This window comes from Streptomyces diversicolor (genome assembly GCF_057537855.1).
Genome location: NZ_BAAJXA010000011.1, coordinates 142160 through 164611, shown reverse-complemented (window position 1 = coordinate 164611; position 22452 = coordinate 142160). Strand labels below are relative to the sequence as shown.

The following is a 22452-nucleotide window of genomic DNA, read 5'->3' as shown; positions in this document are numbered from 1 at the left end:
CGCGGTGGCTGCCCTGACGGCGAGGAACATACCCAGATCGAAGGCACCTGGGTACGTCCACTCGCGCGTCATACGCCCGTAACCAGCCGTCCGCCACGGGATCGAAAGTCAAGGATGGGCAAGCTTCGGGCAGCCGACGTTTTCACTTCTTGAACGGACGGAGGCCCTGTACGCCTCACATCGTGCTCATACGAGCGGGTCCTAGCACGTCTGATTTCGCGCGCTGAACGACCAAGGGGTGGCACCGAGTGCCACCCCTTGGAGAAGTGCAGCCGTCCATGATCCGCTCATCTGAGCGCAACCCATATCAAGGGTGGCGAGAATCACGCTGCCACACCCAACCAAATCCCACCATGCGGACGACGACAGAGAGACGCGAGGAACTACGCAACCAGCCACAACAACGCGACAGCCAACGACGACGAGCGACCCCCCAAGGGGCGCGGGGAACTGCGCGACCAGCCACAACGAAGCCGCACCCAAAAGACGGCAGAAGTCCCCGAAGGGGGCGCGGGGAACTGCGCGACCGGCCAAAACGACACCGCACCCAAAGAACGTGCCGTAACTCCAGCGCACCCGCTCCAGCCACGCGGCCAGCGCAGCGCCCGTCACAGCCCAAGCGCCAGCAACCGTTCCTCCACACGATCCGGTGCATACAGGTACTCCACGACCAACGCCCCCGCACCGATCAGCCCCGCCCGCTCACCCAGCCGCGAGGTGACCACCTCCAGATGGGCGGTGGAACGCGGCAGCGCCCGCTGATACAGCAGCTCACGCACGCCGGTCAGGAACGGCGTCCCGGCCAGGTCCCCGGCAACCATCAGCACGCCAGGATTGAGCAGCGTGACGACCGTCGCCAGCACGTCCCCGACCCGCCGCCCCGCCTCCCGCGCCAGCGCCGTCGCCTCCGGATGCCCCGCGGCCAGCAGACCCCGCACGTCGGAGCCGGAGGCCGCCGGCACCCCGGCCTCGGTCAGCCGCCGGGCCACCGCACCCCCGCTGGCGACGGCCGCCAGGCACCCGTACGAGCCGCACCGGCACAGCGCGTCCGCGCCCACCCGGATGTGCCCGATGTCCCCGGCGCCGCCGTCGATGCCCCGGTAGATCGAGCCGCCCACCACGACCCCGGCGCCGATACCGGTGGACACCTTGACGAGGACGAAGGCCGAGCAGTCCGGGTGCCCGGTGCGCTGTTCGCCGTACGCCATGAGGTTCGCGTCGTTGTCCACGAGCACCGGCACCGCCGGCGCGCCGGTGTGCTCGGTGAAGGCGCGGGAGAGGCGGCCTCTGATGTCGTAGCCGTCCCAGCCGGGCATGATCGGCGGCTGCATCACCCGCCCGGTCACCCGGTCCACCGGGCCCGGCACGGCGATCCCTATGCCGCACACCTCGGCCGCCCGGTGCCCGGCCCCGGCCAGCAGGTCGGCGAACCAGCCGCCCAGCTCGCCCAGGACGGACTCGGGCCCGTCCTCGATGACCAGGGTGCCGGCCCGCTCGGCGAGCAGGTCGCCGGTGAGCGAGAGGACGGCGGCGCGGGCGTGCCGGGTGTCCAGGTCGGCGGCGAGGACCACCGCGTGCGAGTCGTCGAACTCCAGGGTGATGGAGGGCCGCCCGCCGAGCGGCGAGTCGACCGGGCCGCCGGCCCCCTCGCGCAGCCAGCCCGCGCGGAACAGCCGGTCGAGGCGCTGGCCGACGGTGGCCCGGGACAGCCCGGTGGCCTGCTGGAGGGCGCCGCGCGTGGTCGCGCGCCCGCTGCGCACCAGTTCGAGCAGATCCCCGGCGCCGGCCTGGCTGCGTCCCGTCATGCGCACCCCCTTGTGTTCCTCAAGCCTGCATTACATAGTGAGTTTTGCGTGTTAAGTAGACGTAACCCTAAGCTGGCTACAGCCGAACCAGGCCGGCCGGACGTCTTCGGGGAGCCCCGAGTGGATCGCACTGCCCAGCTCACCGCCCACCGCACGGAGCACCAGGTCGTATACGATCCACCGCCCCCGACCGGGCCACTGCACGTCAGAGCCGTGCGGGTGCTGGAGGGCAACTGGACCGGCAGGTCCACGGTGCCCTCGCCCCGGCTGTATCCGCACCAGTGGTCCTGGGACTCGGCGTTCATCGCGATCGGCCTGCGGCACGTCTCGCCGTTACGGGCCCAGACGGAGCTGGAGACGCTGCTGGCCGCCCAGTGGGCGGACGGGCGCGTCCCGCACATCGTCTTCAACCCCTCCGTACCGCTCGACGCCTACTTCCCGAGCCCCGACTTCTGGCGCTCCTCGACCGCGGGGCGCGCCGCGGGCGCCCCGCGCACCGTACAGACCTCCGGCATCGTGCAGCCACCGGTACACGCGCTGGCGGCCTGGCTGGTGCACCGCGCCGACCCCGGGCTGTCCCGGGCCCGCGGCTTCCTCGCCCGGGTCTACCCGCGGCTCGCGGCCTGGCACCGCTATCTGCTGCACCGGCGGGACCTGGGCGGCGGCGGCCTCGCGTCCGTCATACACCCCTGGGAGCAGGGCATGGACAACAGCCCCTGCTGGGACGCTCCGCTCGCCAGGATCACGCCCGCCCCGGCCCGCTCCTTCCGCCGCGCCGACCTCGCGCACGGCGCGCCCGAGGACCGGCCGACCGACCTGGACTACGGGCGGTACGTGCGGCTCGCGACCGACTACCGTGACCGCGCATACGCCGACGGGCTGGGAGAGTTCGCGGTGGAGGACCCGGCGTTCAACGCGCTGCTCGCGGCCTCCGAGCACGCGCTGGCCCGGATCGCCGAGGAACTGGGCGCGGCCGGCACGGCACGGCACGCCCGCGCGGAACGCCTGACGGCCGCCCTGGTGGAGCGGCTGTGGGACCCGGCGCGCGGCATGTTCTTCTGCCGGGACGTGCGCGGCGAGGGGCTGATCCCGGAGCGCGGCGTCTCCGGGCTGATCCCGCTGCTGCTGCCCGGCCTGCCGCCGGACGTCGCCGCGACGCTGGTGCGCACCCTCACCGGCCCGCACTTCGGGCTCGGCGCCGCCACCCGTCTCGTGCCGAGCTACGACCTCCTCGGCGCGGCCTTCGACCCGCACCGCTACTGGCGCGGTCCGGCCTGGTTCAACACCGGCTGGCTGCTGGAGCGCGGGCTGCGGGCGCACGGCGAGCGGGCGCGGGCCGGCGCGCTGCGGGCGGCGCTGCTGGAGACGGCCGGTGCGACGGGGTTCGCCGAGTACGTCGACCCGTACACCGGCGAGCCCTGCGGCGCGCTCGGCTTCAGCTGGACCGCCGCGCTCACCCTCGATCTGCTCGGCGGCGAGGCACGCACGGCGGATGAGGCGGCCAGGGCAGACGAGGCGGGCGCGGCGGCCGGGAGAGTCAAGCGAGGCGAGCAGAACAGACGGGTCAAGACAGGCAAGGCAGATAAGGCAGATAAGGCAGACAAGAGGGGCAAGGGAGGGGACCGGGGATGACGGACCGGCAGCACCTGCTCGTGTACGGCACGACGTTCGCCGCCGTGGGTGACGGAGGCGACATCAGCGGCGTCCGGGGCGGCACCCTGCCGGACGGGTTGTTCGTCCGCGACGCCCGGCACCTCAGCCGCTGGCAGCTCACCCTGGACGGGGCGGTGCCCGAAGCGCTCAGCCCGGTCGCGGACGGCGACGGGGCGCGCTGTGTGCTCGTCCCGCGCGGCGGCCGGCAGGAGCCGCCCGCGCACACCCTCTTCCGGGAACAGGCCGTCGGCGACGGCTCGTTCGTGGAATCGCTCCGAGTCACCAGCAACCGGCCGGTGCCGACCACGGTACGGCTGGCGATCACCGCGGACGCCGACTTCACCGACCAGTTCGAAGTGCGCCCCGACCACCGCACGTACCACAAGGCCGGCGCAGTGCGCTCCCGGCATGTGCTCGACGACGGCGTGGAGTTCACCTACCGGCGCGGCGAGTGGCGGTCCTGTACGAGCATCACGGCGGACCCGGCACCGGACGGCGTCGAGGAGACCGGCACCGGCGCCCGCCGCCTGGTGTGGACCCTGGAGCTGGCACCGCACGGCACGGCGGACCTCTTGCTGCGGGTGATGGCCCGCCCGCACGGCGAGAAGCGCGCACGGCGCGTGCCGCGCTCCCCTGCCGCCGTGAACGAGCAACTTCTCGCGCTGGAAGGCGAGTTCGTGGAGGGCGTGGCCTTCCCGACCGGCTGGCCCGAGCTGGCGGCGGCCTGCGCCCGGGGGCTCGCCGACCTCGCCGCGCTCCAGGTGCCGGCGACCGGACCGGACGGCGAGGATCTGCGGGTGCCGGCCGCGGGCGCGCCCTGGTTCCTGACCCTGCTCGGCCGGGACGCCCTGCTGACCGCCCTGTTCGCGCTCCCCTACCGTCCCCGGCTGGCCGCGGCCACGCTGCCCGCGCTCGCCGCCACCCAGGCGACGGGGACCACACCGGACGCGGTGGCCCAGCCCGGCAAGATCGTGCACGAGGTGCGGCACGGCGAGCTGGCCTACTTCGGGCAGGTGCCCTACGGCCGCTACTACGGCTCGGTGGACGCGACGCCGCTGTTCCTCGTACTGCTCGGGGCGTACGTCGAGCGGACCGGCGACACGGCCATGGCCCACCGTCTGGAACGGTACGCGCGAGCGGCGATCGGCTGGATGCTGGACCACGGCGGGCTGACCTCGCGCGGCTACCTCGTCTACCGCACCGACCGGGGCGGGCTCGCCAACCAGAACTGGAAGGACTCCCCCGGCGCCATCTGCTCGGCCGACGGCGCCCGTCCGAACGGGCCGGTGACGGCGGCGGGGGCCCAGGGCTACGCGTACGACGCGCTGCGCCGCACGGCGTGGGTCGCGCGCACGGTGTGGCGGGACGAGACGTACGCGGCCCTGCTCGAACAGGCGGCGGCCGATCTGCGGGACCGCTTCCAGCGGGACTTCTGGATGCGGGAGCGCTCCTTCCCTGCCCTGGCGCTGGACGGCGAGGGCCGGCCGGTGGACGCGCTGGCCTCGGACGCCGGGCACCTGCTGTGGTCCGGGCTGCTGGACAAGGAGTACGGCGAGCAGGTGGGGCGCAGGCTGCTGGAACCGGACTTCTTCTCCGGCTGGGGCGTCCGCACGCTGGCCTCCGGCCAGGGGGCCTACCATCCGCTGTCCTACCACCGCGGGGCGGTCTGGCCGCACGACAACGCGCTGATCGCCCTGGGCCTGGCCCGCTACGGCCTGCACGACGAGGCCCGCACGGTCGCCCACGGCCTGGTCGAGGCGGCCACCGCGACCGGACACCGGCTGCCGGAAGCACTCGCGGGCTACGCCCGCACCCGCCACCCGGAACCGGTCCCCCACCCCCACGCCTGCGTACGAGAATCCCGCTCAGCAGCAACACCCCTGGCCCTGCTCACCGCGGTAGGCGGGGCGTAGAGGAACGACCGGGCTCAGCTGCCGAGTGAGCGGGGCTTGGCGGAGAGGGTGGCGGGCGCCGCCGAGGGGTCGGCGGGGCGTAGCCGCGGGCTTGGTGGGGCGCAGCCGACGGATCGGCGGGGCGTGGCCGACGAGTCGGCAGGCCGCAGCCGAGGGAGTGGCGGGCCCGTAGCCGACGGAACGGCGGGGCACAGGCGCCGGGCTGGCGGAGCGTGGCCGCCGGATTCGCAGGCGTGGCCGCTGGGCTCGCGGGGCGTGCCGCCGGGTCGGCAGGCCGTGGCCGACGGGTGGGTGGGGTGTTTGCCTGGTGTTTGCCGGGGGCCGTGAACGGGGGCGGGCGCGGGGCCGTACGGGATGGCGGCGGGCCAGGCGGGCCGGGAACTCCCGGTCCAGCCCAGCCTCCCCAGCGTGGCCCGCCGCCCAGCACGGGCCGCGCGCGAAAGGACCCCCGGGTTGCCTCAGCACATAAGCACACCCCACGCACCGGCACCCTCCGGAGCCCCGGAGCCCGAGCCCAACACACCGCCGAACGCACAGTCCACGGAACCGCCACAACCCGAGACCGGCACGAAGGCGTCAAGGATCGAGGGCGGAGCCGGGGGCGAACAGGGGGGACCCGGGGCCGAGTCGAGAGGCCGGGGCGAGACCGAGCACCGTGTCGAGTCCGAAGCCGGGGCAGGAAGAGAGTCGAGGGGCGGGGACGGGCCCGAGCCCCCTGCCGAAGACCGGCCCGAGACCCAAGCCCAGGGCGGACACATCGGGGCCGAGCCCGACTCAAAGACCGGGGACAAACCCACGCCCCGGACCGAGGGCCGGCCCGAAGCTGAGGCCGGGGGCGAATCGGCGGGCGGGGGCGGAAGCGAGCGCCGGGCCGAGTCCGAAGCCGGGGCCGGGGCAAGCGTCGGGGACGAAACCGAGACCCCAGCCCAGCCCCGGGTCGAGGCTGGGGCGCGGGGCGGGAACGCCGCCGAGGCCCCTGCCGAAGCGCGGTCCGAGACCCGAGCCCGGGACGGGCAGGGCGGAGATGGAAACGAGCCGAGCACCGAGCCCGAGACCCCTCCCGGAATAGGACCCGAGGCCCGAGGCCGGGGCGGGCAGGCCGCGGCCGGGGGCGAGACCGAGGCCGCTGCCGGAACAGGACCCGAGGCCCGAGGCCGGGGCGGGCAGGCCGCAGCCGGGGGCGCATCGGCGGGTGGGGGCGCGATCGAGGCCGTCGGCGAAGTCCGGCCCGGGAGCGAAGGCACGGGCGGGCAGGCCGCGGCCGGGGGTGCATCGGCGGGTGGGGGCGCGATCGAGGCCGTCGGCGAAGACCGGCCCGAGAGCGAAGGCACGGGCGGGCAGGCCGCAGCCGGGGGTGCGTCGACGGGCGGGGGCGGGATCGAGCGTCGTAGGGTGGGCGGCGTCGTTTCGCGGTGGGGGCGCGGGATACGGGGGTGGCGGGCGGAGCACCCCGGCGCGGAGCGGGCGGTGTCCGTCGGGGTGTCCCTGTTCTGCTGTGTGCTGGTGGTGGGGGCGTTGGTGTTGCCGAACACCGTCGTCGGGTTCGGGCCCATGAAGTTCCTGCGGATACCCGGCGAGGCCGTCATCGGCGCCGCCCTGGCCCTGGCGCTGCCGCGCAGGCCGCGCATGGCGCTCGCCGGTCTCGCCGGCGCCGCACTCGCCGCGCTGACCGTGCTGAACCTCCTCGACATGGGCTTCAACCAGTACCTCGGCCGCAGCTTCAACCTCGTCCTCGACTGGAGCCTGCTCACCGACGCCCAGGCATACCTGGAGGACTCCCTCGGCCGCACCGCCACCCTCGCCGCCACGGCCGGCGTCGTCGTCCTGGTCCTGCTGCTGTTCGTGCTGCTCACCCTGGCCACGATCCGCCTGGCCAACCTGCTGGCCCGGCACGGCGGCCGGGCCACCAGGGGCGCCCTGATCGCCGCCGTCGCCTGGATCACCTGCACCGCCTTCGGCGTGCAGATCGCCGGCGTGCCGATCGCGTCGGACCGTACCGCCACGGCCGTGCAGGTCCAGGCCCGCCGGGTGGCGGACACCCTCAGGGACGAGGCGGAGTTCCGGAAGGTGGCCAGGTCGGACGCCTTCGGGAACACGCCGCCGGACCAGTTGCTGACCGATCTGCGCGGCAAGGACGTGATCTTCACGTTCGTCGAGAGCTACGGCCGCAGCGCGATCGAGGACCCGATCATCGCGCCCGGCGTCGACAAGTCCCTCACCGAGAACACCACGGCCCTGGCGAAGGCCGGCTTCCACGCGAAGACCGGCTGGCTGACCTCGGCGACGTACGGCGGCAACAGCTGGCTCGGCCACTCCACCACCATGTCGGGTCTGTGGGTCAACAGCCAGCAGCGCTACCGCACCGTCATGGCCAGCGACCACCTCAGCCTCACCAGGGCCTTCCAGAAGACCGGCGCCTGGGACACGGTCGGCGTCATGCCGGGCGTGCAGAAGGGCTGGCCCGAACAGCGCTACTACGGCCTGGACAAGGTCTACAACGCCTTCCAACTGGGCTACCAGGGGCCGAAGTTCAGCTGGTCGACGATGCCCGACCAGTACGCGCTGGAACAGTTCCAGCAGCGGGTGCACGGCAGGCACCGCGACAAGCCGCTGATGTCGGAGATCATCCTGACCTCCAGCCACCAGCCCTGGGCGCCGGTGCCGAAGCTGGTCGACTGGGACCGGATCGGGGACGGCTCGGTCTTCCGGGACATCGAGGCGGCGGGCAGCAGGCCGGCCGACGTCATCGCCGACACCACGAGGTCCCGTGAGGAGTACGGCAAGTCGATCCAGTACTCGGTGACCGCCCTGACCCAGTGGCTGGAGCGCTACGGCACCGACGACACGGTGCTGGTCTTCCTCGGCGACCACCAGCCCATCGCCCGGGTCAGCGGCAACCACGCCAGCCGTGACGTGCCGATCTCCGTCGTCGCCAAGGACCCCAAGGTCCTGGACAAGATCGCGAGTTGGGGCTGGAGCGACGGACTGCGCCCGGCGCACGACGCCCCGGTCTGGAAGATGAGCGCCTTCCGCGACCACTTCCTGACGGCCTACGGCTCAACCCCCCACCCAAAGAACAACTGACCGTCCCGAGAATAGGGCGCCGTGTCGGACGGGTGGGCGGGAGTGTCGAGAGGGGGGTCAGCCGCCTGAGGTGTCCAGTTCGGCTTCGGCGGTGATGCCCGTGCAGTCGTACGGGTCCGTCAGCCAGCCGTCCGGCAGGACCACCCGGTTGTTGCCCGAGGTACGGCCACGGGGACCGTCGGCGCCTGCGGGCCAGGGCTGGTCGAGGTCCAACTCGTCCAGGCCGGAGCGGAGTTCGGCGAGGGACGAGGTGATCGCCAGGCGCTTGCGCATCTCCGAGCCGACCGCGAACCCCTTGAGGTACCAGGCGACATGCTTACGGAAGTCGATCACGCCCCGCGCCTCGTCGCCGATCCACTCGCCGAGCAGGCGCGCATGCCGGACCATGACGTCGGCGACCTCGCGCAGGGTCGGCCGCATGATGTCCCGCGTACGCCCCTCGAAGGCCGCGACCAGGTCCGCGAACAGCCACGGCCGGCCGAGGCAGCCGCGCCCCACGACCACCCCGTCGCAGCCGGTCTCGCGCACCATCCGCAGCGCGTCCTCGGCCGACCAGATGTCGCCGTTGCCGAGCACCGGGATCTCCGGCACATGTTCCTTGAGCCGGGCGATGGCCGCCCAGTCCGCCGTGCCGCCGTAGTGCTGGGCGGCGGTGCGGCCGTGCAGCGCGATGGCGGTGACGCCCTCCTCGACCGCGATCCGTCCGGCGTCGAGGTAGGTGAGGTGGTCGTCGTCGATGCCCTTGCGCATCTTCATGGTCACCGGCAGGTCGCCCGCGCCGGAGACCGCCTCGCGCAGGATGGCCCGCAGCAGATGGCGCTTGTACGGCAGGGCCGAGCCGCCGCCCTTGCGCGTCACCTTGGGCACCGGGCAGCCGAAGTTCAGGTCGATGTGGTCGGCCAGGTCCTCCTCCGCGATCATGCGGACGGCCTTGCCCACGGTGGCCGGGTCGACGCCGTACAGCTGGATGGAGCGCGGCTTCTCCGTCGCGTCGAAGTGGACCAGCTGCATGGTCTTCTCGTTGCGTTCGACCAGCGCCCTGGTCGTGATCATCTCGCTGACGAACAGCCCCTTGAGGCCGCCCGCTCCCGCCGTCGAGCCGCCTTCGGCGAAGGACCGGCACAGCGTACGGAAGGGCGCGTTGGTGATCCCGGCCATGGGGGCGAGCACGACGGGCGGCTGCACGGTGTGCGGGCCGATCCGCAGGGGGGACACGGGGGTGGTCGACGGCGTGGGCATGGCCCCATTGTCCCGTATTCCGGCGGATGCTCGTCCGCGCCTGTGGACAACCGGGACCATGACCATGACCACCCCTGTACCAGTCATTAGTTAGACGCACTATCGATACGAGCGTACGATGGAGGCCATGCCTCAGCTCAGTCCCCGCCGACGTTCGCTGGTCCTGGCGATCTGCTGTATGAGCCTGCTGATCGTGAGCCTGGACAACACGGTCCTGAACGTCGCCCTCCCGTCGATGCAGCGCGAACTGCACACCACCACCTCCGGGCTCCAGTGGACCATCGACGCGTACACACTGGTGCTGGCCTCACTGCTGATGCTGGCCGGCTCCACCGCCGACCGGATCGGCCGCAAACGGGTCTTCATGGCCGGCCTCGTGGTGTTCACCGTCGGCTCACTGCTGTGCTCCCTCGCACCGAACCTGGAATCGCTGGTCGCCTTCCGCATGGTCCAGGCGGTCGGCGGTTCGATGCTCAACCCGGTCGCCATGTCGATCATCACCAACACCTTCACCGACCCGCGTGAACGCGCCCGCGCCATCGGCGCCTGGGGCGCCGTGGTCGGCATATCCATGGCCGCGGGACCCCTCGTCGGCGGCCTGCTCGTGGAGGCCGTCGACTGGCGCGCGATCTTCTGGATCAACATCCCGATCGGCCTCGCCGCCCTGCTGCTCACCCTGCGCTACATCCCCGAGTCCCGCGCCCCCCACCCCCGCCGCCCCGACCCGGTCGGCCAACTGCTGGTGATCGCCCTGTTCGGCGCGCTGACCTACGCCATCATCGAGGCGCCCCACTCCGGCGCCGGCACGGTGCTGCCCTTCGCCGCCATCGCCCTGATCGCCCTGCTGGGCCTGCTGCGGTACGAGCCACGACGCCCGGAACCCCTCATCGACCTGCGGTTCTTCCGTTCCGCACCGTTCAGTGGTGCCACGGTCATCGCCATCAGCGCGTTCGCCGCGCTCGGCGGGTTCCTGTTCCTGTCCACGCTGTACCTGCAGAGCGTACGCGGCCTCGACGCGTTGCACGCCGGCCTGTGGATGCTGCCCATGGCGGTGCCCACCTTCCTGTGCGCGCCGCTGTCCGGGCGGCTCGTCGGCAGCCGGGGGCCGCGGCTGCCGCTGGTGATCGCGGGCGCCGCGATGACCGCGGGCAGCGTGCTGTTCGCCGCGTTCGACGCGGAGACCTCGGACCTCAGCCGGCTCGCCGGATACGTTCTGTTCGGCATCGGGTTCGGCTTCGTGAACGCGCCGATCACCAACACCGCGGTCTCGGGCATGCCGCGGGCCCAGGCCGGGGTCGCGGCCGCCGTCGCCTCCACCAGCCGGCAGCTCGGGCAGACGCTCGGGGTCGCGGTGATCGGGTCCGTACTCGCGGCCGGGGTCGGCGCGGCCGCGTTCGCACCGGCCTTCGTCGACGCGGCGCGGCCGGGGTGGTGGATCCTCACGGCGTGCGGGGGCGCCGTGTTCGTTCTCGGCGTGGTGAGCAGTGGGCGGTGGGCTCGGGGGACTGCCGAGCGGGTCGCCTCGCGGCTGGCGTCGACGGGGGCGCTCCGCTTGGTGGGCGGGGCTTCTGCGGATGCCGGTCGGTTGCCGGGGCGGCGGGGTTGACCTGCCCTTCGGGGAATCAGCGGCTCGGAGAATCAGCAGCTCGGGGAATCAGCCGTCCGTCGGCTAACCCGCCGTCGTGGTTCCCCGCGGGCCCCTGCCGGGGGCATCGGCCGACCCTCGACTGCGGCGCCGTCGTGGTTCCTCGCGCCGTTCCCCGCGGGCCCCTGCCGGGGACTCGGCCGGCCCTCGACTGCCGCGCCATCGTGGCTAGTCGCGCAGTTCCCCGCGCCCCCTGCGGGGGCAACTGTCGACCCTCGGCTGACGCGCCGTCGTGGCTGAGCGCGCAGTTCCCCGCGCCCCCTGCGGGGGCACCTGACGGCCCTCGGCTGACGCGCCGTCGTGGCTGAGCGCGCAGTTCCCCGCGCCCCCTGCGGGGGCACCTGACGGCCCTCGGCTGACCCACCGTCGTGGCTGAGCGCGCCGGTCACCGTGCCCCCTGCGGGGGCGGCTGTGGGGGGGTCATTTCGTATAGGTGTTGTAGGCGGGTTCGGGTTTGTTCGTCCTTGGGGGTGTAGGTGACCATGCGGGGGCCCGACTGGGGGGCCAGCCACAGGTCTGTGTGGTCCAGGGTCAGGAGGCCGACGTGGGGGTTGAGGAACTGTTTCGTCTTGCTGCGGCTGCTGACGACCTCGTACCGCTCCCAGTGCTCGCGGAACTCCTCGGACTCCGCCATCAGCCGTTTGACCAGCAGCTTCCAGGCGGGCTCGCCCAGGTGTCCGGCCATCGCGGCGCGCAGCTTCGCGGCCATCAGCCGCATGGTCTCGTCGAGGTGGACGATCGTGGAGCGCCAGCCGGGGTCGGTGTAGACGAGGAGTATGCAGTTGCGGTCCTCGGGCGGCACCGCGTCCAGATCGCCCATGAGGCGGGCGTAGGTGCGGTTGTAGGCGAGGATGTCGTACCGGCTGTTCTGGATGCACGCGGGGACGGGCTCCAGCCCGCGCAGCATCTCACGCAGCGCCGGGGTGATGCTCGGGCAGCTCGCGGCGGGCGTCGGGTCGACGGAGCCGGCGAGCTGGAAGAGATGGGCGCGCTCGCCCGGGTCGAGCAGCAGGGTGCGGGCGAGCGCGTCGAGGACCTGGACGGAGACCTGGATGTCCCGGGCCTGCTCCAGCCAGGTGTACCAGGTGACGCCGACCGCGGAGAGCTGGGCGACCTCCTCGCGGCGCAGCCCGGGCGTGCGGCGGCGCACACCGCGCGGCAGCCCCACCTGCTCCGGGGTGATCCGCTCACGGCGGCTGCGCAGGAACGCGGCCAGTTCGTGCCGGCGGATCTCCGCGCCCCGGGCGGGCGGGGCGTACGTCTCCTGTGCCATGCTCGTCATGCCTCCAGCCTGCCGTCGTACGGATCCTGTTGCCAGGTAGTCCCGCTACCAGGATAAGAACACTCTGGTACCACCCTGAGCGTGCCCGCAGGCTCGGCGTCATGACCGAAACCGTCACGACCCCGATCGTCCGGTCCCCGTCGGCGCCACCGGCGCTCGGCGGCCTGGGACTGTTCACCGTCCTGCTGGCCGCGGCGCTGCCGCTCGTCGACTTCTTCATCGTCAACGTGGCCCTGCCCACCATCGGCACGGACCTCGCCGCGGGCGAGGCGCTGCTCGAACTGGTCGTCGCCGGGTACGGTCTCGCCTACGCCGTGCTGCTCGTCCTCGGCGGGCGGCTCGGCGACCTGTTCGGCCGCCGGCGGCTCTTCCTCGGCGGCATGGCCGCCTTCGGCCTGACCTCGCTGGCGTGCGGGCTCGCGCCCGACGCCTGGAGCCTGGTCGCGGCGCGGGTCGCGCAGGGCGCCTCGGCCGCCGCGATGCTCCCGCAGGTGCTCGCCACCATCCAGGCGTCCACCACGGGCGCGCGCCGCGCGAAGGCCATGAGCCTGTACGGCGCCACGGCCGGCCTGTCCATGGTGGCGGGCCAGATCCTCGGCGGGGTGCTGGTCGCCGCCGACATCGCGGGCACCGGCTGGCGCTCGGTGTTCCTGGTCAACGTGCCGGTCGTACTCGTCGGCCTGCTGCTGGCCACCCGTACCGTCCCGGAGACCCGCTCCCAGCATCCCGAACCCGTCGACGGAGCGGGCACGGTACTGCTCGCGGTGTCCCTGCTGACGCTGCTCGCCCCGCTCACCGAGGGCCGGGCCGCGGGCTGGCCGCTGTGGACCTGGCTGTCGCTGGCCGCGTTCCCGTGCGCGGCCTGGGCGTTCGCCGCGGTGGAACGCCGGGCCGACCGCCGGGGCCGTACGCCACTGGTGCCGCCGACTCTGCTCGCGCTGCCCTCGCTGCGCCGCGGCCTCGTGCTGCTCGTGCCGTTCTCGATCGGCTTCAGCGGCTTCATGTTCGTGATCGCGGTGGCCCTGCAGAGCGGTGCGCGGCTCGGTCCGGTGCAGGCCGGGCTGGCGCTGGCCCCGATGGCGGTGGCGTTCTTCCTCGCGTCCCTGGCCGGACCGCGCCTGGTGGCCCGGCACGGCAGCCGGGTGGTCACCGCGGGCGCGCTGGTGCAGGGGGTCGGGGTGGCGCTGCTCGCGCTGACCGCCTGGCGGGACTGGCCGCACCTGGGCTTCGTGGAACTGCTGCCCGGTGCCGCGATCGCCGGGGCCGGGCAGGCGCTGCAACTCCCGGTCGTGATGCGGCTCGTGCTGTCCGAGGTGCCGGCCGCCCGCGCGGGGGTCGGCGGCGGGGTGATGGTCACCACCCAGCAGTCGGCGCTGGCGCTGGGCGTGGCCACACTGGGCACCCTGTTCCTGTCGCTGGTCCCGCACCAGGGCATGCGGGACGCCCTGGTCATCACGCTCCTTGCGCAGCTGGCCGGGGTGGTCCTGACCGGGCTGCTCAGCCTGCGGCTGCCCCGGACGATGGGCTGAGCGGGCCGGGCCCGCAGGACACGGCTTGGCCAACTCGCCGTGAAGGACGCCCTGTTGATGTTGGTCTTCCTGCACACTCCTTGCTGCACGAGCCGGACAGCCCTCCTCGTGGACGGACGCTGGAGACGTCATGCAGCAGAGCAACACGAGCAAGGTGAGCCGCTGGGACCAGCACGGCCGGGAACACGTGGTCAGGGTGGAGCGCACGGGAGTGCAGCGCACGATCAGGTGTGACACCTGCGGCTGGCGGCAAAGGGCGCAGTTCCTGCCCTGGCTGAAGGCGGCCGACCATCTGGCCGAGGCCCACCAGGCGACGGTGGACCCCGCCAACTCCCCGCCCACGCCCTGACGTACGCCGTGCGGGGTGTCCGGCGGGGTTCTGCCCGCCGGCGTCAGCGGGAAGGCGAGGTCAGCGTGAAGGCGAGGTCAGCGTGAAGGTGAGCCGAGGCCGCGCAGCAGCAGGTCGACGAGCGCGGTGAACTCGTCCTCGATGCCCGGCCGCTCCCACTCCCGCGCATGGGCGGGATCGTGGAAGCGGCCGGTGGCGTGGAAGACGGCGCGGGCGGCGGTGGCGGGGTCGGCCACGGTGAAGTGGCCGGAGGCGACCCCGTCCTGGACTATGCGGGTCAGCTGGGCGGTCAGATCGGCGAGGTGTGCGGCGACCGCTTCGCCGTTCTCGTCGGTCAGCACCGTGTAGGTGGCGAACAGTTCGGGGTCCAGGCCCGCCTTGCGGCGCTTGGCGGCGAACAGCGCGGCGAGCCAGTCACGCAGCCGTGCCTCCGGGTCGCCGTCCGCGGCGGCGATGCCGGCCAGCAGCTCCGAGGTGCGGTCCAGCCAGCGCTTGGTGACCGCCTCCCGCAGCGCGGCCTTGGTGCGGAAGTGCCGGTAGACGGTGCCATGGCTGACGCCGAGCGCGCGTGCCACGTCCACCACGGTGGCCTTCGCCGGGCCGTGGCGGCGCAGCACCTCCTCGGTCGCCTCAAGGATGCGCTCGCTGGTCAGGGTCTCGCCGGTCGCTGCCATGGCCTAGACCGTACCCGGCCCGGCGCTCACTGCTCGGTGCCGAGGTATGCCATCTGCGCCGCCGGGTAGCGGGTGCCGGCCGCCGCGTCCGCCGGTACGGCCTGCTCGATCGCCGCCAGGTCGGCCGCCTCCAGCGTCACGTCGAGGGCGCCCAGCGACTCGGTCAGCCGCTCCCGGGTACGGGCGCCGACCAGCGGCACGATGTCCTCGCCGCGCGAGAGCACCCAGGCGATGGCGATCTGCGCGACGCTGACGCCCTTGCGCTCGGCGATCTGCCGCAGCGCCTCGACGAGGTCGAGGTTGTGCCGCAGGTTGTCGCCCTGGAAGCGGGGCGAGTGGGCACGGAAGTCGTGCGCGCCGAGCTGCCGTTCCCGGGTGAAGTGACCGGAGATCAGGCCCCGCGCGAGCACGCCGTACGCGGTGATGCCGATGCCCAGTTCGCGGGTGGTCGGCAGGATCTCCCGCTCGATGTCACGGGTGATGATCGCGTACTCGATCTGCAGGTCGGAGATCGGGGCGGTGGCCGCGGCCCGGCGGATGGTGTCGGGGCCGACCTCGCTCAGGCCGACGTGCCGGACGTAGCCCTTCTCGATCAGTTCGGCGATGGCGCCGACGGTCTCCTCGATCGGTACGTCCGGGTCGAGGCGCGCGATGCGGTAGATGTCGATGTGGTCGACGCCGAGGCGCTGGAGCGAGTAGGCGGCGAAGTTCTTCACGGCGGCGGGCCGGCCGTCGTATCCGCTCCAGTTGCCGTCCGGGTCGCGCAGCGCGCCGAACTTCACGCTGACCAGCGCCTGTTCGCGGCGGGCCGGGGGCGCGGTACGCAGCGCATCGCCGACCAGCATCTCGTTGTGGCCCATGGCGTAGAAGTCGCCGGTGTCCAGCAGGGTCACGCCGGCCTCCAGGGCGGCGTGCACGGTGGCGATGGACTCGGCCCGGTCCGCCTCACCGTACATCGCGGACATGCCCATGCAGCCGAGGCCGAGGGCCGAGGTCTGGGGGCCGGTGGTTCCGAGGGTTCGGGTGTGCGTCGTCATGCCCTCCACCCTGGCATGACAGCTGACAGATTTCAATATCTGTCAGCTGTCATCTGTCCGTCCGCCGATCGCGTCCCCTGGCTCTTCGTTTTTGGTCCAGACCTATTGACGAGAGGTCTGGACCAGAAGCACTGTCATGCCTACGACACCTCACCGCACCCCCACCGGGAGGCCCCGCATGACCCGCCGTGTCCGCCGCCGACTCCGGCTGCTCGCCGCCGCGCTGACCGCGGCCGTCCTCGTCCCGCTCTCGGTCGCCGCCGCCCCCACCGCGTCCGCGACCGACACCTGCGCCGTCAAGTCCCGTCCGGCCGGGAAGGTCCTCCAGGGCTACTGGGAGAACTGGGACGGCTCCGCCAACGGCGTGCACCCGCCCTTCGGCTGGACCCCCATCACCGACTCCCGCATCCAGACCCACGGCTACAACGTGATCAACGCGGCCTTCCCGGTCATCCGCTCCGACGGCACCGCGCTGTGGGAGGACGGCATGGACGCCGGAGTGAAGGTGGCCACGCCGGCGGAGATGTGCGCGGCCAAGGCGGCCGGCCAGACGATCCTGCTCTCCATCGGCGGCGCGACCGCGGGCATCGACCTCAGCTCGACCGCGGTGGCCGACCGGTTCGTCGCGACGATCGTGCCGATCCTGAAGACCTACAATTTCGACGGCATCGACATCGACATCGAGACCGGTCTGGTCGGCAGCGGCTCCATCGGCCGGCTCTCCACGTCCCAGGCCAACCTGATCCGCATCATCGACGGGATCCTGGCCCAGATGCCCTCGAACTTCGGTCTGACCATGGCCCCGGAGACCGCCTACGTCACCGGCGGCAGCGTCACCTACGGCTCGATCTGGGGCGCCTATCTGCCCGTCATCAAGAAGTACGCCGACAACGGGCGCCTGTGGTGGCTCAACATGCAGTACTACAACGGCAGCATGTACGGCTGCTCCGGGGACTCGTACGCGGCGGGCACGGTGGCGGGCTTCACCGCGCAGACCGACTGCCTCAACCGGGGCCTGGTGGTGCAGGGCACGACGATCAAGGTGCCCTACGACAAGCAGGTGCCGGGCCTGCCCGCGCAGTCCGGGGCGGGCGGCGGTTACCTGTCACCGTCGCTGGTCTCCCAGGCATGGCAGCACTACGGCTCCTCGCTCAAGGGCCTGATGACCTGGTCGATCAACTGGGACGGCGCGAAGAACTGGACCTTCGGCGACAACGTGAAAACCCTCCAGTCCCGCTGACCCCACCCCACCCGGCGCCCGAGGCCAAGACAGCCAGACCGATACGGGCTCCGGGGACAGCGCCCCGAAGGGGCGCGGGGAACTGCGCGACCAGCCACGACGGCGCCGCAGACAACCCACGGCGGCAGGACAGAACGCCGGGCGGGCACTCTCAGCCCGTCCGGCGTTCGAGGACGGCGCCGTTCGGGCCGATGCGGGGGTCGGGGGCGGCAGCCCCCAGGGGGCGGTGGTCCCCCGGGGCCGCGATGCCCACGGGACGGCAGCTCCCGGGCGGCGGCAAACCCCCGGCAGGGGCTAGCTGCCCAGGAGGCGGCCGGCCAGGTAGCCCTCGATCTGGTCCAGCGACACGCGCTCCTGCTTCATCGAGTCCCGCTCACGGACCGTCACCGCGTCGTCCTCCAGCGTGTCGAAGTCGACCGTCACGCAGTACGGCGTGCCGATCTCGTCCTGGCGCCGGTAGCGGCGGCCGATGGCGCCGGCGTCGTCGAACTCGATGTTCCAGTGCTGGCGCAGCGCCTGGGCGAGGCCCTTGGCCTTCGGGGACAGCTCCGGGTTGCGGGACAGCGGGAGCACGGCGACCTTCACCGGGGCGAGCCGGTGGTCGAGCCGCAGCACCGTGCGCTTCTCCATCTTGCCCTTGGCGTTGGGCGCCTCGTCCTCGACGTACGCGTCGAGCAGGAAGGCGAGCATCGCGCGCCCGACACCGGCCGCCGGCTCGATGACGTACGGCGTCCAGCGCTCGCCAGCCTCCTGGTCGAAGTAGGACAGGTCCTGGCCGGACGCCTTGGAGTGGGCGCCCAGGTCGTAGTCGGTGCGGTTGGCGACGCCCTCCAGCTCGCCCCACTCGTTGCCGCCGAAGTTGAAGCGGTACTCGATGTCGGCCGTGCGCTTGGAGTAGTGGGAGAGCTTCTCCTTCGGGTGCTCGTACCAGCGCATGTTCTCCTCACGCAGGCCGAGGCCGGTGTACCAGCTCCAGCGCTGCTCCATCCAGTACTCCTGCCACTTCTCGTCCTCGCCCGGCTTGACGAAGAACTCCATCTCCATCTGCTCGAACTCGCGCGTGCGGAAGATGAAGTTGCCCGGCGTGATCTCGTTGCGGAAGGACTTGCCCATCTGGGCGATGCCGAACGGCGGCTTGCGGCGCGAGGTGGTCTGCACCTGGGCGAAGTTGGTGAAGATGCCCTGGGCGGTCTCCGGGCGCAGATAGGCGACCGAGCCGGAGTCCTGGGTCGGACCGAGGTGGGTGGACAGCAGGCCCGAGAACTGCTTGGGCTCGGTGAACTGGCCCTTGTTGCCGCAGTTGGGGCAGTTGACGTCCGCGAGGCCGTTCTCCGGCATGCGGCCGTGCTTGGCCTCGTACGCCTCCTCCAGATGGTCCGCGCGGAACCGCTTGTGGCAGGCGGTGCACTCGGTCAGCGGGTCCGTGAAGGTCGCGACGTGGCCGGAGGCCACCCAGACCTCGGGGGCCAGGATGACGGACGAGTCGAGACCGACCACGTCCTCGCGCGACGTCACCATGTAGCGCCACCACTGGCGCTTGATGTTCTCCTTGAGCTCGACACCCAGGGGCCCGTAGTCCCAGGCGGCACGCTGGCCGCCGTAGATCTCACTGCAGGGGAATACGAAGCCACGGCGCTTGCTCAGGCTGACGATGGTGTCGATCTTGTCGGCGGCCACGGTGCTCTCTTCATTACGACGACGGGCGACGAAGCGAGATGCTTCCAGCGAATGCCTCAGGTTACCGGCGCAGGCTCCCCCTCGACCAAATCGGTGGGCCCCCCAGCACCGCAGGGGAGCTTGTTGACAACCGTTTCCATATTTGGTGAAAATGACTGTCATGAACGTACGACGACGACTCATACCCGCCGCCGCGGCGACCGCGGCCACCGCCCTCGGCATAGCCACCCTCTCCGCCTGCTCCAGCGACAGCGCGGCGGCGGGTGACACCGGCAAGTTCGACGTCGTCGCGTCGTTCTACCCCATGGCCTTCCTCGCCGAGCAGATCGGCGGCGACCACGTCCACGTCACCAGTCTCACCCAGCCCGGCCAGGAACCGCACGACCTGGAGATCAGCGCCAAGCAGACCGCGCAGCTCCAGGAGTCCGACGCGGTCCTCTACCTCAAGAACCTCCAGCCCTCCGTGGACGACGCCGTCGCCCAGTCCGAGATCAAGACGAAGATCGACGCCGCCTCCCTGACCACCCTGGAGGAGCACGGCAACGAGGTCGGCGGGCACGCGGCCGAGCACGACACCCACGAGGGCGAGGAGTCCGGCGGCAAGGACCCGCACATCTGGCTCGACCCGGTGCGCTACGCCGAGGTCGCCCAGGGCGTCGGCACGGCATTCCAGAAGGCCGACCCGGACCACGCGGCCGACTACAAGAAGAACACCGCGGCCCTGGTCAAGAGGCTCGACGGCCTCGACAAGCAGTTCAAGGACGGCCTGGCGAACACCAGGACCAAGGTCTTCATCACCACGCACGCCGCCTTCGGCTACCTCGCCGAGCGCTACGGCCTGACCGAGGAGGCCATCAACGGCCTCGACCCCGAGTCGGAGCCCAGCGCCGCCCGGGTCAAGGACCTTGAGAAGATGGCCGAGGCCGACGGCGTCACCACCGTGTTCTACGAGACGCTCGTCAGCGACAAGACCGCGAAGACCATCGCCCGGGACGCACGGCTGAAGACCGACGTCCTCGACCCGATCGAGGGCATCACGGACCACTCCCGGGGCGACGACTACTTCTCGGTCCAGGAAGCGAACCTCAAGGCGCTGCAGACCGCCTTGGGCAGCAAGTGATCGTTCCGATCGTTACGGAGGACGGCATGGGCGTCGACGACGTCAAGGACGAGCCCGTCATATCGATGCGCGGCGTCCATGCCGAGCTGGGCTCGCGCCCCGTCCTGCGCGGCATCGACCTCACCGTGCACCGCGGTGAGGTCGTCGCGCTGCTCGGCGCGAACGGGTCGGGCAAGTCGACCGCGATCCGCGCCGTCATCGGGCAAGTACCGCTCGCCGCCGGGCGGATCGAACTGTTCGGCACCGACCGGGAGCGGTTCCGGGACTGGCGGCGCGTGGGCTACGTACCGCAGCGGACCACCGCGGCCGGCGGGGTGCCCGCGACGGTCACCGAGATCGTCGCCTCCGGGCGGCTCTCCCGCACCCGGTTCGGGCTGTTCGGCCGGGCCGACCGCGCGGCCGTGCGCCACGCCCTGGACCTCGTCGGCATGGCCGACCGGGCGAAGGACTCCGTCAACGCCCTCTCCGGCGGCCAGCACCAGCGGGTCCTGATCGCCCGCGCCCTGGTCGCCGAACCCGAACTGCTGATCATGGACGAGCCGATGGCGGGCGTCGACCTGGCCAGCCAGGAAGTGCTCGCCCGAACGCTCCGCGACCAGGTCGCCCAGGGCACCACGGTCCTGCTGGTGCTGCACGAACTCGGCCCGCTTGAGCCCCTGATCGACCGGGCGGTCGTGCTGCGCGACGGCTGTGTGCTGCACGACGGTCCACCGCCGCGCGCGGTCGGTCAACATGCCCTGCCGGGCCACGACCATGTGCACCCGCACGCACCCGCGGGCGCCGATCCGATCCGCACGGGACTGCTGAGCTGATGGACTTCCTCGACTACGCCTTCATGCAGCGGGCCCTGCTCGCCGCCGTCCTGGTCGGCATCACCGCCCCCGCCATCGGCATCTACCTCGTCCAGCGCCGCCAGGCCCTGATGGGCGACGGCATCGGCCACGTCGCGATGACGGGCGTCGGCCTCGGCTTCCTGCTGTCCACCTCGCCGGTGTGGATGGCCACCGCCGTCTCCGTGCTCGGCGCGGTCCTCATGGAGCTGATCCGCTGGTACGGCCGCACCCGCGGCGACATCGCCCTCGCCATGCTCTTCTACGGCGGCATGGCCGGCGGTGTCATGTTCATCAACCTCGCGCCGACCGGCTCCACGGCGAACCTGACGTCGTACCTGTTCGGCTCGCTGTCGACCGTGTCGCAGTCCGACGTCACGGCGATCTGCCTGCTGGCCGCGTTCGTGGTCCTGGTCACGCTGGGGCTGCGCCGCCAGCTGTTCGCGGTCAGCCAGGACGAGGAGTTCGCCCGGGTCACCGGGCTGCCGGTACGGGCGCTGAACCTGGTGACGGCGATCACCGCAGCGGTGACCGTGACCGTCGCCATGCGCGTGGTCGGCCTGCTGCTGGTGAGCGCGCTGATGGTGGTCCCGGTGGCCGCCGCCCAGCAGCTCAGCCGGAGTTTCGCGGCCACCTTCGCGATCGCCGTCGCCCTCGGCGTCACCGTGACGATCGGCGGCACGATCACGTCGTACTACCAGGACGTGCCGCCGGGCGCGACCATCGTGCTGCTGACGATCGCCGCGTTCGTGCTGCTGACGGCGCTGGCCACGCCGCTGGCCCGGCGCCGCGCCCGGGCGCTCGCCGCCGCGCAGCCGCCCGGGGACCCCGCGGAGTGCTCGATTCCGGTCGCCCGGGGGGCCGGCGACGAAGTCGGTGTCTGACCGGGCGCGGGCCCAACTGGCACAATGGCCCGGCAGACGCAGAACTGTGAGGAGGCAACCCGTGACGACCGCTGGACCGCCCGTGAAGGGCCGCTCGACCCGTCAGCGGGCCGCCGTCGCGGCGGCCCTGAACGAGGTCGACGAGTTCCGCAGCGCGCAGGAACTCCACGACATGCTGAAGCACAAGGGCGACTCGGTCGGCCTGACCACGGTCTACCGCACCCTCCAGTCCCTCGCCGACGCCGGTGAGGTCGATGTCCTGCGCACCTCCGACGGCGAGTCGGTGTACCGGCGCTGCTCCAGCGGCGAACACCATCACCACCTCGTGTGCCGTGCCTGCGGCAAGGCGGTCGAGGTGGAAGGGCCCGCGGTGGAGAAGTGGGCGGAGGGGATCGCCGCGGAGCACGGGTTTGTGAATGTGGCGCATACGGTGGAGGTTTTTGGGACCTGTGCGGAGTGCGCCGCTGGTTGAGCCGGTGGGTACGCGCCGT

17 protein-coding genes are annotated in these 22452 nt (G+C 72.1%); 11 read left to right on the top strand and 6 right to left on the bottom strand.

Features of this window, described 5'->3' with window-relative positions:
• Positions 1-608: 608 nt before the first annotated feature.
• Positions 609-1805 (bottom strand): ROK family protein, encoded by a 1197-nt coding sequence (locus tag AC27LF_RS15525; RefSeq protein WP_479658935.1) that lies wholly within the window; start codon positions 1803-1805, stop codon positions 609-611.
• A gap of 120 nt (positions 1806-1925) precedes the next feature.
• Here AC27LF_RS15525 and AC27LF_RS15520 point away from each other — a divergent pair, with 120 nt between their 5' ends.
• The 3 genes from AC27LF_RS15520 to AC27LF_RS15510 all read left to right on the top strand — a co-directional run bounded on the left by AC27LF_RS15520 (position 1926) and on the right by AC27LF_RS15510 (position 8455).
• Positions 1926-3437: an MGH1-like glycoside hydrolase domain-containing protein gene (locus tag AC27LF_RS15520; protein ID WP_479658934.1), complete on the top strand. Its 1512-nt coding sequence runs from the start codon at positions 1926-1928 to the stop codon at positions 3435-3437.
• Positions 3434-5371, top strand: a complete 1938-nt coding sequence (locus AC27LF_RS15515; protein WP_479658933.1) for an amylo-alpha-1,6-glucosidase — start codon at positions 3434-3436, stop codon at positions 5369-5371. The genes AC27LF_RS15520 and AC27LF_RS15515 overlap by 4 nt, the downstream gene beginning before the upstream one ends.
• Before the next feature lie 1467 nt (positions 5372-6838).
• Positions 6839-8455, top strand: a complete 1617-nt coding sequence (locus tag AC27LF_RS15510; RefSeq protein WP_479658932.1) for an alkaline phosphatase family protein — start codon at positions 6839-6841, stop codon at positions 8453-8455.
• Between the two features lie 57 nt (positions 8456-8512).
• On the opposite strand, the gene dusB is transcribed toward AC27LF_RS15510, so the two are convergent.
• Positions 8513-9694: a tRNA dihydrouridine synthase DusB gene (gene dusB, locus AC27LF_RS15505; RefSeq protein ID WP_479658931.1), complete on the bottom strand. Its 1182-nt coding sequence runs from the start codon at positions 9692-9694 to the stop codon at positions 8513-8515.
• Positions 9695-9821: 127 nt separating this feature from the next.
• Here dusB and AC27LF_RS15500 point away from each other — a divergent pair, with 127 nt between their 5' ends.
• Entirely contained in the window at positions 9822-11300 is a 1479-nt protein-coding gene (locus AC27LF_RS15500) for an MFS transporter (RefSeq protein WP_479658930.1), read from the top strand.
• A gap of 424 nt (positions 11301-11724) precedes the next feature.
• Here AC27LF_RS15500 and AC27LF_RS15495 read toward each other — a convergent pair whose 3' ends face one another.
• Complete coding sequence (locus tag AC27LF_RS15495; RefSeq protein WP_479658929.1) at positions 11725-12621, bottom strand: helix-turn-helix transcriptional regulator; 897 nt, start codon at positions 12619-12621, stop codon at positions 11725-11727.
• A 101-nt stretch (positions 12622-12722) separates the two neighbouring features.
• On the opposite strand from AC27LF_RS15495, the gene AC27LF_RS15490 reads away from it, so the two are divergent.
• Together AC27LF_RS15490 and AC27LF_RS15485 are read left to right on the top strand one after the other, a co-directional pair.
• A complete protein-coding gene (locus tag AC27LF_RS15490; protein WP_479658928.1) occupies positions 12723-14150 on the top strand; it encodes an MFS transporter in 1428 nt (475 codons plus the stop codon).
• A gap of 130 nt (positions 14151-14280) precedes the next feature.
• Positions 14281-14499, top strand: coding sequence for a hypothetical protein (locus tag AC27LF_RS15485; RefSeq protein WP_479658927.1), 219 nt, complete (start codon positions 14281-14283; stop codon positions 14497-14499).
• Between the two features lie 77 nt (positions 14500-14576).
• Here AC27LF_RS15485 and AC27LF_RS15480 read toward each other — a convergent pair whose 3' ends face one another.
• Together AC27LF_RS15480 and AC27LF_RS15475 are read right to left on the bottom strand one after the other, a co-directional pair.
• Positions 14577-15173: a TetR/AcrR family transcriptional regulator gene (locus AC27LF_RS15480; protein WP_479658926.1), complete on the bottom strand. Its 597-nt coding sequence runs from the start codon at positions 15171-15173 to the stop codon at positions 14577-14579.
• 26 nt (positions 15174-15199) lie between these two features.
• Positions 15200-16210 (bottom strand): aldo/keto reductase, encoded by a 1011-nt coding sequence (locus AC27LF_RS15475; RefSeq protein ID WP_479658925.1) that lies wholly within the window; start codon positions 16208-16210, stop codon positions 15200-15202.
• Between the two features lie 178 nt (positions 16211-16388).
• Between AC27LF_RS15475 and AC27LF_RS15470 the strand changes: the two genes are divergently transcribed.
• Positions 16389-17450 carry a chitinase gene (locus AC27LF_RS15470; protein WP_479658924.1) on the top strand — a complete coding sequence of 354 codons (1062 nt, stop codon included), beginning with the start codon at positions 16389-16391 and terminating at the stop codon, positions 17448-17450.
• A gap of 294 nt (positions 17451-17744) precedes the next feature.
• Here AC27LF_RS15470 and AC27LF_RS15465 read toward each other — a convergent pair whose 3' ends face one another.
• Positions 17745-19127: a glycine--tRNA ligase gene (locus tag AC27LF_RS15465; protein ID WP_479658923.1), complete on the bottom strand. Its 1383-nt coding sequence runs from the start codon at positions 19125-19127 to the stop codon at positions 17745-17747.
• Between the two features lie 160 nt (positions 19128-19287).
• Here AC27LF_RS15465 and AC27LF_RS15460 point away from each other — a divergent pair, with 160 nt between their 5' ends.
• The 4 genes from AC27LF_RS15460 to AC27LF_RS15445 all read left to right on the top strand — a co-directional run bounded on the left by AC27LF_RS15460 (position 19288) and on the right by AC27LF_RS15445 (position 22433).
• Positions 19288-20247, top strand: coding sequence for a metal ABC transporter substrate-binding protein (locus AC27LF_RS15460; protein ID WP_479658922.1), 960 nt, complete (start codon positions 19288-19290; stop codon positions 20245-20247).
• Between the two features lie 26 nt (positions 20248-20273).
• A complete protein-coding gene (locus AC27LF_RS15455; RefSeq protein ID WP_479658921.1) occupies positions 20274-21059 on the top strand; it encodes a metal ABC transporter ATP-binding protein in 786 nt (261 codons plus the stop codon).
• Positions 21059-21961 (top strand): metal ABC transporter permease, encoded by a 903-nt coding sequence (locus AC27LF_RS15450; protein WP_479658920.1) that lies wholly within the window; start codon positions 21059-21061, stop codon positions 21959-21961. The genes AC27LF_RS15455 and AC27LF_RS15450 overlap by 1 nt, the downstream gene beginning before the upstream one ends.
• 61 nt (positions 21962-22022) lie before the next feature.
• A complete protein-coding gene (locus AC27LF_RS15445) occupies positions 22023-22433 on the top strand; it encodes a Fur family transcriptional regulator (protein WP_479658919.1) in 411 nt (136 codons plus the stop codon).
• Positions 22434-22452 lie beyond the last annotated feature (19 nt).